12 protein-coding genes are annotated in these 13525 nt (G+C 72.1%); 3 read left to right on the top strand and 9 right to left on the bottom strand.

What is annotated here, in order from left to right; translation table 11 throughout:
• Position 1 precedes the first annotated feature (1 nt).
• The 6 genes from EDF31_RS06665 to EDF31_RS06640 form a co-directional block, all read right to left on the bottom strand.
• Entirely contained in the window at positions 2 to 1144 is a 1143-nt protein-coding gene (locus EDF31_RS06665) for a glycosyltransferase family 1 protein (protein WP_123292216.1), read from the bottom strand.
• A 179-nt stretch (positions 1145 to 1323) separates the two neighbouring features.
• Positions 1324 to 2175: a dTDP-4-dehydrorhamnose reductase gene (gene rfbD / locus EDF31_RS06660; protein ID WP_131845613.1), complete on the bottom strand. Its 852-nt coding sequence runs from the start codon at positions 2173 to 2175 to the stop codon at positions 1324 to 1326.
• The gene (gene rfbB / locus EDF31_RS06655; RefSeq protein ID WP_111086003.1) at positions 2172 to 3158 is read right to left on the bottom strand and encodes a dTDP-glucose 4,6-dehydratase; all 987 of its coding nucleotides are present in this window, start codon (positions 3156 to 3158) and stop codon (positions 2172 to 2174) included. Before rfbB ends, rfbD begins: the two co-directional genes overlap by 4 nt.
• Positions 3155 to 4777, bottom strand: coding sequence for a glycosyltransferase family 39 protein (locus EDF31_RS06650; RefSeq protein WP_131845612.1), 1623 nt, complete (start codon positions 4775 to 4777; stop codon positions 3155 to 3157). Before EDF31_RS06650 ends, rfbB begins: the two co-directional genes overlap by 4 nt.
• Entirely contained in the window at positions 4774 to 6333 is a 1560-nt protein-coding gene (locus EDF31_RS06645) for a glycosyltransferase family 39 protein (protein WP_131845611.1), read from the bottom strand. Before EDF31_RS06645 ends, EDF31_RS06650 begins: the two co-directional genes overlap by 4 nt.
• Positions 6323 to 7264: a glycosyltransferase family 2 protein gene (locus EDF31_RS06640; RefSeq protein WP_111086000.1), complete on the bottom strand. Its 942-nt coding sequence runs from the start codon at positions 7262 to 7264 to the stop codon at positions 6323 to 6325. The genes EDF31_RS06645 and EDF31_RS06640 overlap by 11 nt, the downstream gene beginning before the upstream one ends.
• A 98-nt stretch (positions 7265 to 7362) precedes the next feature.
• Here EDF31_RS06640 and rfbC point away from each other — a divergent pair, with 98 nt between their 5' ends.
• Genes rfbC through EDF31_RS06625 form a run of 3 tightly spaced genes read left to right on the top strand, consistent with a single transcriptional unit; the run spans position 7363 to position 10712 of the window.
• Positions 7363 to 7971: a dTDP-4-dehydrorhamnose 3,5-epimerase gene (gene rfbC, locus EDF31_RS06635; RefSeq protein WP_131845610.1), complete on the top strand. Its 609-nt coding sequence runs from the start codon at positions 7363 to 7365 to the stop codon at positions 7969 to 7971.
• A gap of 21 nt (positions 7972 to 7992) precedes the next feature.
• Complete coding sequence (gene rfbA / locus EDF31_RS06630) at positions 7993 to 8856, top strand: glucose-1-phosphate thymidylyltransferase RfbA (RefSeq protein ID WP_111085998.1); 864 nt, start codon at positions 7993 to 7995, stop codon at positions 8854 to 8856.
• 8 nt (positions 8857 to 8864) lie between these two features.
• On the top strand, positions 8865 to 10712 hold the full coding sequence (locus EDF31_RS06625; RefSeq protein ID WP_131845609.1) for a glycosyltransferase: 1848 nt from the start codon (positions 8865 to 8867) through the stop codon (positions 10710 to 10712).
• A gap of 127 nt (positions 10713 to 10839) precedes the next feature.
• On the opposite strand, the gene EDF31_RS06620 is transcribed toward EDF31_RS06625, so the two are convergent.
• Genes EDF31_RS06620 through EDF31_RS06610 form a run of 3 tightly spaced genes read right to left on the bottom strand, consistent with a single transcriptional unit; the run spans position 10840 to position 13489 of the window.
• Positions 10840 to 11385, bottom strand: coding sequence for a DUF805 domain-containing protein (locus EDF31_RS06620; RefSeq protein ID WP_165901352.1), 546 nt, complete (start codon positions 11383 to 11385; stop codon positions 10840 to 10842).
• A 50-nt stretch (positions 11386 to 11435) separates the two neighbouring features.
• The gene (locus EDF31_RS06615) at positions 11436 to 12290 is read right to left on the bottom strand and encodes a glycosyltransferase family 2 protein (protein ID WP_131845607.1); all 855 of its coding nucleotides are present in this window, start codon (positions 12288 to 12290) and stop codon (positions 11436 to 11438) included.
• Entirely contained in the window at positions 12287 to 13489 is a 1203-nt protein-coding gene (locus EDF31_RS06610) for a glycosyltransferase family 1 protein (RefSeq protein WP_243649915.1), read from the bottom strand. Before EDF31_RS06610 ends, EDF31_RS06615 begins: the two co-directional genes overlap by 4 nt.
• Positions 13490 to 13525 lie beyond the last annotated feature (36 nt).

The following is a 13525-nucleotide window of genomic DNA, read 5'->3' as shown; positions in this document are numbered from 1 at the left end:
CTCAGAGGTCGGCGTGCAGCTGCCAGGTCTCGGCGGCGGAGTCGCTCCAGTCGTACATCCGGGCACGGTCCGGCCCGGCGACGGCGAGCTGCCCCGCGAGCAACGGGTCGTTGACGACCTGGTAGACCGCCTGCGCGATCCGCTCCGGGTAGGAGTCCCGCGGGTTCCGGGCGACGGTCACCCCGGCGTCGGACGCGACCTCGGCCACCGCGGGGTCGTCGGAGTGGATGACCGGGGTGCCGAAGCTCATCGCCTCGATCACGGGCAGGCCGAAGCCCTCGGCGAAGCTCGGGAACACGAACACCGTCGCCCGGTCGTAGACCACGGCGAGGTCGGCGTCGTCGATCCGCCCGAGCACCTTCACCCGGTCGCGGGCGAGCCCGGCGCGCTCGGCGGTGCCGTACACGTCGACGTCGCCCCAGCCGTCCGGGCCGGAGATCACGAGCGGGATGTCGGCGGGGGCGTCGGGGTGCGCGAGCGCCTCGATCAGGGACCCGAGCGCCTTGCGTGGTTCGAGCGTGCCGACGGCCAGCACGTAGCGGTCCGGCAGTCCGAGACGCTCGGCGCGCAGGTCGGCGTCGACGGGCAGCCGCAGCCGGCCGCTCGGAGCTCCGCCGATGACGCGCAGTCGGTCGTCGAACCGGTGGATCTCGTTCAGTGCGCTCGCGACCGCGTGGGTGGGCACGACGACGGCGTCGGCGTGCTTCCACGCGCGCTTCACCATCGCCTTGTGGAAGTGGACGCCGCGGGGCGTCAGGGTCTCGGGGTTCGTCCACGGCACGGTGTCGTGCACGGTGACGACGGTCTGCCGGCCCGGGTCCTGGAACCGGTCGTGCTTGACCAGGGGAGCGAGGACGCTCGGCGCGTGCACCATGCCCTTCGCGATGCCACCGACGAAGCCGCCCTGCCACGCGAGCGAGAGTTCACGACGGGCCAGCGGCAGACGCTGCAGGTCGGACAGCCCGGGCAGCAGTGTGCGCAGGTGGGCCATCTCGTCGGAGCTGACCGCGGACACGACCCCGGCGACGTCGCAGCCGCTCGGCGCGTTCGCCACGAGGTGCCGGGCGAGCTCTTCGGCATACCGCCCGATGCCACCCGGAACGGGTGCGACGACCTGGTCGACGAGGACGTGGAGGGTGGTCATGGTGCTGCTCTCCTCGTCGTGGTGATGGGGCCGAGGACCGGCCCGGCGCCCGGCTGCCCGACCCTACCAGGGCAGGTGGGCCGCCCCCTGGAAGCCGCGGCAGGAGACCTGGACGGGAGGCCCGGATCACGTTCCCGACGCGGCGGACGTGATCCGGGCCTCCCGGTCGACTGCCGTGCTTACTCCGTCAACGCTCCTGCGGCCACCGCGGCGCGCAGCGCCTCGCGCCAGTCGCGCATCGGCGCGAGGCCGGCGCGCGACCAGCCGTCGTGGCCGAGCACGCTGTACGCCGGGCGCGGCGCCGGCCGGACGAACGCGGCGCTGTCGGTCGGCAGGACGCGCTCGGGGTCGAGTCCGAGCTCGGTGTAGATGGCGCGGGTGAAGTCGAACCACGACCCCTGCCCGGCGTTGGTGCCGTGGTAGACGCCCGCGGGGGCGTCGCCGTCGACGAGCTCGACGATCCGCGCGGCGAGGTCGCCGGTCCATGTCGGCTGACCGACCTGGTCGGTGACGACGCTCACGGTGTCGTGCGAGCCGGCCAGCCGGAGCATCGTCGCGGCGAAGTTCGGTCCGTGCGCGCCGTAGATCCAGGCGGTCCGGACGACGTACGACGTGTCCGGGGCGATCTCGCGCACGAACGCCTCGCCCGCGGCCTTGGTGCGGCCGTAGGCGTTGATCGGGTCGGTCGAGGCGTCCTCGGCGTACGGGGCGGTGCCGTTGCCGTCGAAGACGTAGTCCGTCGACACCGTGACGAGCTTCGCACCGTGGCGGACCGCGGCCTCGGCCAGGAGCTTCGGGCCGGTCGCGTTGACGGCGAAGGCGTCGTCCTCGTGGTCTTCTGCGTCGTCGACCTTCGTGTACGCGGCGGAGTTGATCACGACGTCGTGTCCGGCGACGGCGGCGTCCACCGCGGCCGGGTCGGTGATGTCGAGCTCGGCGCGTGAGAGTGCCGTGACGTCGCGGCCGGCGAGCGCGGCCTGGAGGTCACGGCCGAGCATGCCGGCGGCGCCGGTGATGAGGTACCGGGTCATGCGATCGCTGCGCGCTCCTTGAGCGGCTCCCACCACGAACGGTTGTCGCGGTACCACTGCACGACGTCGGCCAGGCCCTGCTCGAAGGGGACCTGCGGCTCGTAGCCGAGCTCGGCCTGGATCTTCGAGATGTCGACCGAGTAGCGCAGGTCGTGGCCGAGACGGTCAGCGACGCGGTCGACGTACGACCAGTCCTTGCCGGTGGCGTCGAGGAGCAGCTGCGTGAGCTCCTTGTTGGTGAGCTCGGTGCCGCCACCGATGTTGTAGATCTCGCCGGCGCGGCCACGGGTCAGGACCATCGCGATGCCGCGGGTGTGGTCGTCGACGTGCAGCCAGTCGCGGATGTTGTTGCCCTCGCCGTACAGCGGGACGTGCACGTCGTCGATGAGGTTCGTGACGAAGAGCGGGATGACCTTCTCGGGGAAGTGGTACGGCCCGTAGTTGTTCGAGCAGCGCGTGATCGAGAGGTTCAGCCCGTGGGTGCGGTGGTAGCTGCGGGCGAGCAGGTCGCTGCCGGCCTTCGACGCCGAGTACGGGGAGTTCGGCTCGAGCGGGCGTTCCTCGTCCCACGAGCCCTCGCTGATGGAGCCGTAGACCTCGTCGGTGGAGACGTGCACGAAGCGCTCGGTGCCGTGGCGGAGCGCAGCGTCGAGCAGGCGCTGGGTGCCGACGACGTTCGTCTCGACGAAGATGCCGGAGTCGCGGACCGACCGGTCGACGTGGGACTCGGCGGCGAAGTGCACGATCGCGTCGACCGTCGGGACGACCTCGTCGAGCTTCGCGGCGTCGCGGATGTCGCCGTGCACGAAGGTGTAGCGGGGGGAGTCGGCGACCGGAGCGAGGTTCGCTTCGTTGCCGGAGTAGGTCAGCGCGTCGTAGACGACAACCTCGGCGCCCTCGAGGCCGGGGTACGCGTCCTCCAGGGTGCGGCGGACGAAGTTCGAGCCGATGAAGCCGGCTCCTCCGGTGACGAGGATCTTCACGAGTTCTCTTTCCTGACGGTCGGTTCGTGGGTCGGCGGCGATTCTAGCGGGAGCCCGGTGACGGGGGTGGTCGTGGTGCTCGGCACGGCGGCCGCGGTGCTCGGCACGGCGGCCGCGCGCCAGACGAACACGGCGGCTGCGACGGCGGCGGCGAGGAACAGCGCGCCGGCCACTGCGATCGGGAGCGGCCCGGCGAGTGAGCCACCGGCCATCGCCGACAGGCCGCCGGGGGTGACCCGGAACTGGACGTTCTCCCACGCGCCGCGGTACGCGATGCCGATGCCGTAAAGGGCGATGGCGAACGAGCCGACGGCGGCGATCCGGGCGAGCCGGCGGCGCAGTTCCGGGCGCACGACCAGGGCACGCCACGCCACGGCCTGCGACAGCACGAGGGCGACGACGGCCACGAACAGGAACCGGCCCTGCAGCCCGATGCCCTGGTGCGTGCCGAGGTAGTTCCGCCAGTTGTAGGCAAGGGTCGCGACGACGACGAGCACCGGCCAGACCAGGGCGATGGTCATCACCCGGCGTCCGGCGCCGCGACGCGCGTACGACCAGCCGAGGGCGACGAGACCGACGATCGCCAGGGCGTCGACGACCATGGGCGGCAGCGGCCACTGGTTCGCGCCGAAGTCCCCGAAGAACGAGGCGGTCAGGCCGTCCCACTGCCGACCGGCGAACGCGCCGGGGTTCGCGCCGCCCGACGGGTACGGCTGCACCGTGGTCACGCCGCGCAGCGCGTCCGGCAGCAGGGTCCCGCTGACGAGCAGCGTGCGGACCCACCACCAGCCGGACACGGCGGCGGCAGCGACGACGACCACGCCGGCGTGCAGGGCCGCACGGCGCCACGGACGAGCGGTGCGCTGGTCGCGATCGCGGTCGCGGTGGTCGCGCTCGTCGCGGGCCAGCGCGAACACGAGCACGACGAACGGCACCGCCAGCAGGCCGAGTGCGCTGATCGCCGCCAGGCCGGTCACCGCCACGGCCAACCCCGCCGTGGTCCACCACGACCGGTCACCGGTGAGCACGCGCACGCTCAGCCACACGAGCACGGCGCCGAGCAGGATCATCGGCGCCCACGACGTCACGCCGGCGGCGACCTGCGCGAGCTGCGGCACCGCGAAGAGCAGCAGCGGTGCGACCAGGGCGGTCCGTGGCGACCGCGTCACCCGGCGGACGGTCGCCCACACGAGCGCGGGCAGCGCGGTCACGAGCACGACGTCGAACAGGCGCAGGACGAGCACCGAGGTGGCCCAGTCGTGCGCCCCGAAGCGGATCAGGCGCAGGATGCCCGCGGCGACGAGCCAGTACGTCGGCGGGTTCTGCGACATCGGGTCGATGGCGGGGGCGTCGCCAGGGACCGCTGCCAGGAGCGCGTCGACCGTGGGGCGGTCGACGGCGGGCACCGGGTGCTCCACGATCTGCCGGATCGCAGCGAGGTAGTGCATCTCGCCGCCGTGCGGCCACCCGAGGCCGAGCGCCAGCCGGAACGCGGCGTCGACGTGCGCGGGCTCGTCGGGGGCGCCGAACGCGGGGGTGAGCAGGGCGAAGCCGAGCAGCAGGCCCAGCCACGCGACCGTGATCGTGCCGAGCACGACCCACTCGCGGCGGGCGGTCACGCCGTCACCGCCGTCCGGCGCACGAAACGCACCAGCAGGACCGCCGTGGCGATCAGCGCGACCGCTGCCACGGTGGCCAGCGTGAAGTTCCCGCCGGCGGCGAGCATGCCGTACTGGTCGAACTTGACGATCGAGAACTCGTCGATCCAGAACGCGGCGTCGCGGCCGAACGCCCGGAGCGCGTAGACGACGCCGTAGAGGGCGATGGCCGTCGCTGCGACGGACATGCCGACGGCCAGTCGAGTGGCGCCGGCCGCGGTGACGGTCACGCGCCGCCAGGCCAGGGCGCTCAGGGCGATCAGGGCGATGAGGGTGGGGTAGTAGTAGCGGCCCTGGGTGCCGGCGACGATCGTGTTCCGCACGTAGCCGCCCCACCCGCTCTGCATGTGCAGGGCGATCAGGATGACGGGGTACGACGCCAGGACGATCGCGGGTCGCAGCGACGGGCCGCGGCGGAACGCCCAGATGACGATGCCGGCGATCGACACGATGGTCAGGCCGTCGATCAGGAACTGGGCGAACTGGAACTGCGTCAGGCCGCCGACGCTGCCCCAGAACGTGCGGGTCACGCCGTTCCAGTAGTCGCGCAGGAAGACCTCCGGGCTGGCGGCGGTGTCGTCCGGGAACGGCATCGACGGACGGGCGTAGGCCATGCCGTCGGGCTGGATCGCGTGGTACACGAGGATGTTCCGAAGCCACCACCACCCACCGACGACGCCGGCGATCCCCAGCGTCCAGGTGGTGCGCAGGACGTTCCGCCAGACGGTCGCGCGGGTGCAGCCCGCCGCCATCACCGCGATCCCGACGAAGGGGACGGCGGGCAGGGCAGTTCCCTTGGTCAGCAGCATCGCGCCGAGCAGCAGGCCGATCCACACCGTGGTCCGCACCCGCTGGTCGCCCGTCAGCAGCCGGACGACGAAGTACACCAGCGCACCCGCGAGGGGCAGCATCAGTGCGTCGTTCGTCACCGAGGTACCGATCGACGCGACCTCGGGGACGGCCAGGATCGCCGCCCCGCCGACCACGGCAGCCCGGGGCGAGCCGGTCAGCCGACGCACGGTGGCCCACGCCAGGAACGGCAGGGGCAGCACGAGCAGGGCGTCGAACAGCCGCAGGGCCATCACGGCGTGGTCCCACCGCAGGTCCTCGAAGTGCACCAGGTGGAGCACCCCGGCGGCCAGCGCGTAGTACGTGGGCGGGTGCTGCGACATCTGGTCGATGCTCGTCGGGTGCACCCCGGGGAACTCCCGCAGCAGCTCGCCCCACGTCGCGTTGTCGGACGCCGGCTGCCGCAGGTTGCTGATCTGCGTGTCGTGCGTGGCGTTGAGGTAGTGCATCGCGCCCGGCTCCGGCCAGGCGTCACCGATCGTCAGGTGCAGGACGGCGTCGACGTGCGTCGGCTCGTCCGGCGCCTTGTACGTGGTCGTCACGATCGCCCAGACCGCCAGGACGGCGGCGAGCGCGACCGTCAGGGCGATGACGACGACGCGCTCGGCACGTTCGACCCGTGGGCGGGCGACGGTGCCCGACACGGCCGGGGCCGTGTCAGTCGCCATACCGCTGCAGTTTCTGCAGGTCGAGCTGCTCCTCGGCCAGCGTGCGGTTGAGGCGGGTGAGGTCGGCGACGACGCCGATCACGATGGAGAGCAGCGCCGTGATGAGCAGCACCACACCGAGGATGATCGACTGCAGGTGGTTGCCGGGGGTCTGCATCGCGAGCAGCACCAGGTAGCGGACGAGTGGCCAGAGCCCGAGCCCGCCCAGGATCACGCTGACCCAGGCGAAGAGCGCCATCGGCCGGTACATCAGGTAGACCCGGGCGATCGCCGAGCCGGACTCGAACATGTGCTGGAAGATGTTGCTGAACAGCCGGGACTCGCGGGTCTTCGGGTTCGTCGTGATCGGCACGGACGCGATCGCCAGGCGCTTGTAGCCGGCCTGCACGATGGTCTCCATGCAGTAGCTGAAGCGCGTGACGATGTTCAGGCGGATCAGCGAGTACTTCGAGTACGCGCGGAACCCGCTCGCGGCGTCGGGCAGGTCGAGCCCGGCGGCGCGGCTGGCGACCCACGACCCGAAGCGCTGCATGAGCTTCTTGAAGCCGGAGAAGTGCTCGATCGTGCGGGTCTGCCGGTCGCCGATGACGATCTCGGCTTCCTTGCGCAGGATCGGCTGGACGAGCTCGGCGATCTGCGCCTGCGGGTACTGGTTGTCGCCGTCGGTGTTGACGACGATGTCGGCACCGTGCAGCAGGGCGTAGTCGACGCCGTCGCGGAACGACCGGGCGAGCCCCATGTTGGTCGTGTGGTGCACGAAGTGCTTGACACCGTGTTCCTTGGCGACCTCGACGGTGCGGTCGGTGCTGCCGTCGTTGATGACCAGGATCTCGATCTCGTCGATGCCGTCGATCTCACGCGGGATCGAGTCGATGACGCTGGCGAGGGTGTTCTCCTCGTTGAGGCAGGGGATCTGGACGAATAGCTTCACGGGCTCGCTTGGTCTCGTTTCGGGAGTCGCAGCGCGCGGGGCGCGGGGCACAGAACCAGGACAGCCTATGCGATGCGCCACCTTGCTAGGCTTCCCCGGTGCAGATCCGCGAACTGAAGATCCCCGGCGCGTGGGAGTTCACGCCCGTCCAGCACGGCGACGCACGAGGAGCATTCCTCGAGGCGTACCGGGCCGACGTCCTCGAAGAGACGGTCGGTCACCCGCTGGACCTCCGCCAGGTGAACATGTCGATCTCGTCGGCCGGCGTCGCGCGGGGCATCCACTACGCCCTCGTCGCCCCGAGCCAGGCGAAGTACGTCACCGCCGTCCGAGGCGCCTTCATCGACTACATCGTCGACATCCGCGTCGGTTCGCCGACGTTCGGGCAGTGGGACTCGGTCCGCATCGACGACGTCGACCGCAAGGCCGTGTACCTGTCCGAGGGCCTCGGCCACGCGATCGTCGCGCTCGAGGACCAGTCCACCGTGAACTACCTGGTCAGCGCGCACTACGACCCCCAACGCGAGAAGGGGATCACGATCCTCGACCCGACCGTCGGGCTCGAACTGCCGGACGGCATCGGTGAGCCGGTGCTCTCCGAGAAGGACACGAGCGCCCCGACGCTCGAAGCGGCCGCCGCCGCCGGTCTGCTGCCGACGTACGAGGAGTGCGTGGCCTACACCGAGTCCCTCCGCACGACGAAGTAACGAAGTAAGGAAGCGATCCCGATGAAGGGCATCATCCTCGCCGGTGGATCCGGCACGCGCCTCTGGCCGATCACCAAGGGCATCAGCAAGCAGCTCATGCCGATCTACGACAAGCCGATGGTCTACTACCCCCTGTCGACCCTGATGATGGCCGGCATCCGCGAAGTGCTCGTCATCACGACGCCGGAGTACAACGAGCAGTTCAAGGCCCTGCTCGGCGACGGCTCCGCCTTCGGCATGGAGATCCAGTACGCCGTGCAGCCGTCCCCGGACGGGCTCGCGCAGGCCTTCGTCATCGGCGAGGACTTCATCGGCGACGACAGCGTCGCCCTCGTCCTCGGCGACAACATCTTCCACGGCACCGGCCTCGGCACGAACCTGCGGAAGAACACCGAGGTCGACGGCGCGACGATCTTCGCGTACCACGTGGCCGACCCGAAGGCCTACGGCGTCGTGGAGTTCGACGACGACTTCACCGCCGTCTCCATCGAGGAGAAGCCGGCCGAGCCGAAGTCGAACTACGCCGTCCCCGGCCTGTACTTCTACGACAACAAGGTCATCGAGATCGCGAAGACGATCGAGCCGAGCGCCCGCGGCGAGCTCGAGATCTCGACCGTCAACGAGCGCTACCTCGAGGCCGGCGAGCTCGGCGTCCAGGTCCTCGACCGTGGCACGGCCTGGCTCGACACCGGCACGTTCGAGTCGATGATGCAGGCGTCCGAGTACGTGAAGGTCATCGAGGACCGCCAGGGCTTCAAGATCGGCTGCATCGAGGAGATCGCCTGGCGCAACGGGTGGATCGACGACGCGCAGCTCGCCGAGCTCGCCGCACCGCTCGTCAAGGGCGGCTACGGCGTCTACCTCCAGCGGCTCCTCGGCGCCTAGCACCGCCCGTGGCGTCCGGTTCTGGGTGGTTCGGCCGCCGTCGTCGCGACACGACGGCGACCGGCCACCCCGACCGGGAGGCCCGTCCCGCGTCCGCGACGACGACTGACGTCGTCCGCGTGGCCGGCTTCGACCGTTCCCTGCCGCACCTGGACCAGGACGTCACGGTCCTCGTCACGACCCGCTCGGACCGGCACGCCGAGGTCGCGCGCCTGGGCGCCGTCGCCCGCGAGGCCTTCGGCCGTGGCGCTGACGTCCGCGCCGTGAGCTACGTCGCCGACGCCTCGCCGCGCGACCCGTTCGGTCGTCGCCTGCCGTGGGTGCGGACCGTGCCCGTCGACGGCCTGGGGTCCGCGATCAACGCCGGCATCGCCGCCGGGGTCGGACGGGTCCTCGTGCTCGTCGACACCTCGGTGACGATCGACGCCGCCGGCCTCCGGGCGCTCGCCGAGACCGGAGTCCACCGCCTGGTGCAGGCCTCGGTGCGCACGGCGGACGGTTCGGCGCGAAACGGTGCACTGCTCATCCGTCCCGGCGCACTCCCGTGGTCGGACGACCGTCCGTTCGGCACGGGGGACTCGGTGTTCGGTGCCGATCAACCCGTGCTCGCTGTGCCCCGGGCCGCGATCGTCCCTGCGCCCGTGCTCACGGACGAGCCGACGACGCTCGTCGGGTGGACGCACGCGTGCGCCGTGCGCCAGCGACCGCAGTCGGGTCCCACGATCCTGGTGGAGGACGTCGGTGAGACCGTCCGACTCGCTGAACCCGGGCGGACGATCGACGCCGCCACCGTGGACGTGTTCTCGTCGTGGCGGGACGCGAGACGGGACTCGGTCGACGGCCGGGGCGCTGCAGTCTCCGCCGGGCCGCCGCTGCCGCCGTGGGGAGCGCGACCGGTGACACCGGTCCGCCGGACGACCAGCAGCGCCACCGACCCGCTCACCTGGTCGCTGAAGATCGCCGCTCCCGCCGGGCCCGAGGGTGACGGCTGGGGCGACGTGCACTTCGCCGCCGAGCTGGCCGGGGCCCTCGAGCGGCTCGGGCAGCGTGTCCGGATCGACCGCCGTGACGCCCACGTGCGGGACGACGATGCCTCGGACGACGTGACGCTCGTGATCCGCGGACTCGACCGGGTGCCGCCGAACCCTGCGTCGGTGAACCTGCTCTGGGTGATCAGCCACCCCGACGACGTCTCCGACACCGAGCTCCGGTCGTTCGACGCGGCGTTCGCCGCCGGGCCGGTCTGGGCTGCTGCGGCCGCAGCGCGATCGGGGGTCCCGGTCCGCACGCTGCTGCAGGCGACCGACCCCGCGGTGTTCCACCCGGGCGCGCGGGCGACGACGAGCCCCGATGCCGACCGGGTGGTGTTCGTCGGCTCGACCCGCGGCGCCGCGCGCCCGGTGGTTGCCGATGCCGTGGCGCTCGGAGCCGACCTGCGCGTGCACGGCCCGGGGTGGCAGGGCGTGGTCCCCGACGCAGCGCTCGGCGAACCGTCGCTGAGCCGGGCTGAGGTCGCCACGGCCTACGCCTCGGCGCGCGTGGTGCTCAACGACCACTGGGCGGACATGGCGGCCGGTGGCTTCGTGTCGAACCGGGTGTTCGACGTGTTGGCGTCCGGGGGAGTCGTCGTCACCGACGAGGTCGCCGGGCTGACCGAGGTGCTCGACGTCCCGACGCTCGCGGTCGCGCGTTCCCGTGACGAGCTCGCTGCGCTCCTCGACCCGTCGTACGCCTGGCCGACTGCTGCCGAGCGGGCGGCGGTCGCGTCGCGCATCGCCGCGGAGCACTCCTTCGACGCCCGAGCCGCCGTGCTGCTGGCCGCCGCCCGCGCCGAGCGCGCCCGCCTCCGCGCCTGAACCCGTCGCTCCGCGTCGACGAGTCCCGTCCCGAGCTGCGCCCCGCCGCGGTCATCGCGCCCCGACTCTTCCGGGCGCGATGACCGTGCCGGGGCGCGCCCGGCGTCGATCCGGATCGGGCGGGCGGCTACGCGGCGCGGTGGGCGACGGGGAGTTCGGCGCCGGACGGCTCCGGGTCCGGGTCCGACGGGAGCGTCGGGCGCCAACTGCGGCGCAGGGCACCGAGCAGCAGGAACAGGTCCAGGATCGGGAAGCCGCCGAACAGCGCGATCCACGCCGGCGAACCGATGTCGCGGAGTCGTCGCGCGCCGAGTGCCAGGTTCGGGATGACGGTCAGCACGCACCACACGAACAGCACCCACTGCGACGGCGGCCCCTGGGCGACGACGTGCCAGCCGTCGGGGCTGCCGTTCAGGCTCAGGACGGACTGCCCGATCCCGAGGAACCCGGGGGTGTTCTGGAAGGTCGACATCGAGTCGTCGGCGTCCGGGATCCCGGTGGCCATCGGCACGAACGTCACGACGAGCCAGACCACGAGCACGTCGACGGCGCGTGCCCACCAGAACTCGGCCCGGCTCGCACGGGCACGGCGGAACGTGAACGCCCCCGTCCAGTAGCGGCGGGCGGCGTCGATCGGGCCGCAGCCGAGCCAGGGTTCCGGGTCGCGGTGCACGGCGCCGAGCCTAGCGGGGTCGCGCACGGCCCCGCAGGCCCCCGACCGGGCTACTTGCGTGTGACCCAGCGGGCGCGGGCAGAGAGGCCCGCGTGCAGGGCGACGCGCAGCGGCCAGAGCCACCACGCCCGGTACTTCCGCGACAGGAACCGGTACGCGCTGCGGTGGTGCTCGATCTCCATCCGGCGCCGGTTGGACGACGTCGAGTGCGCCCCGGTGTGGGTGACCACGGCCGTCGGCACGTACACGTTCGCGCGACCGGAGCGACCGACGCGCTGGCCCAGGTCGACGTCCTCGAAGTACATGAAGTACGACTCGTCGAACCCGCCGAGCTCGCGGAACACCAACGTCCGGATGAGGAAGCACGCGCCGGACAGCCAGCCGGCCTCGCGCTCGACGACCTGCGTGGTGGACCAGTACCGCTGGCTCCACGGGTTGGCGGGCCAGAACCGCGAGAACGCCGCGTGGCCGAGCCCGGTCCGGAGCGACGGCAGCTGGCGTGCGGACGGGTACGTCTCACCCTGCTCGTCGAGGATCCGCGGCCCGAACGACCCGCCGGACGGCAGCCGGTCGGCGGCGCGCACGAGTTCGTCGATCGAGGCGGGTGCGAGCACGACGTCGGGGTTCGTGACGAGCAGGAACTCGGGGCGGACGTCGGGAAGGACGTCGTCGAGGGCGCTCAGTGCGGCGTCGATGCCCCCGCCGTAGCCACGGTTGCGCCCCGATGACACCACGACGGCGCCGTAGGACTCACCGATCGCCCGCAGCGCGTCGATGTCGGCGGACCCGTTCTCGGCGATCACGACGGCGACCGGCTCCGAGGACGCCGCCGCGACGCTGGCCAGGAACGGCCGGATGGTCTCGCCGGTGTTGTAGGTGACCGTCAGCACGGCGACGCGGATCACCGGGTACCCCCGGACCGGGCGTCCCGGGCCACGGCCGAGTAGGCCTCGACGTGCACGGCTGCCGTCGCCTCCCACGTGAACGAGGCGGCGCGGGCCAGCGCGGCCGCCCGGTGCGACGCGACGAGCGACGGGTCGTCGAGCAGCCGCGTCATCGCGGACGCCAGTGCGGAGGCGGACGGCTCGGTGTACACCGCTGCGTCACCGCCGACCTCGGGCAGTGACAGCCGCCGGGTGGTCAGGACGCAGGCGCCGGAGGCCATCGCCTCGACCACCGGCAGGCCGAAGCCCTCGCCGAGTGACGGGTAGACGACGAACTCCGCTCCGCCGAGGTAGCCGGCCAGGTCCTCGAGGGGCAGGTAGCCGGCCTCGATCACGTGCTCGTCTGGCTGCAGGGCGTCGAGGCGAGCGATCGCGGACTCGTCCCACCCGCGGGCCCCGGAGAGCACCAGCCACGGGACGTCGGAGCCACCAGCCGAGCCACCAGCCGAGCCGGCGTCCGAGCCGGCGGCCGTCCGCGCGGAACGCACCGCGGCGTAGGCGTCGAGCAGCGCGGTGACGTTCTTCCGCGGTTCGATCGTGCCGAGGAACGCGATCCAGGGCGCACCTTCGGGCAGCGTCGCGGCGATCCGGGCGTCCTCGACCTCGGCGGTGGACGGCTCGTGGAACACGGCGCGGTCGACGCCGAGCGGTGCGACCCGGACGTCGGCGCGGATGCCGGTCACGACCCGTGATGCCTCGGTCGCGGTGGCCGCGCTCGGCACGATGACGACCGGGCGGGAGCGCAGGGACCGGCGGCTCCACCAGGTGAAGAACGTGCGCTTCAGGCGGGAGTGCCACTCGGGGTTGGAGAAGAACGTGGCGTCGTGCAGGGTGACGACGGATCCGCCGCGCCAAGCGAACGGGAACGTGTAGTGCGGGGAGTGCAGCACCTGAGCGCCGAGTCGTCGGCCGAGTGCCGGCAGCCCGGTCTGCTCCCACAGGAACCGGAGCGGCACCGAGTCGGTCCAGCCCGGCGCGGTGTGCACGGTCGCGTGCGGCGCCACGGCGGCGAAGTGCGGAGCGTGCACGGGTCGGACCACCAGGTGGACGTCGAGCGCCGGGTCGGTCAGGTGCGACACGACCCCCTCGACGTAGCGGCCCACACCGCCGAGTGCACGCGGTACCGCGGTCCCGTCGACGAGGACGGTGAGCTGCGGCACGCGAGGGTCCTTCCGAACGGGGGCGCCACGGTCGGG

The sequence above is a fragment of the Curtobacterium sp. PhB142 genome, from assembly GCF_004341255.1.
GTDB lineage: Bacteria > Actinomycetota > Actinomycetes > Actinomycetales > Microbacteriaceae > Curtobacterium.
Note: the sequence above shows the minus strand (reverse complement) of the source record. Positions and strands in the feature narration are given on the sequence as shown.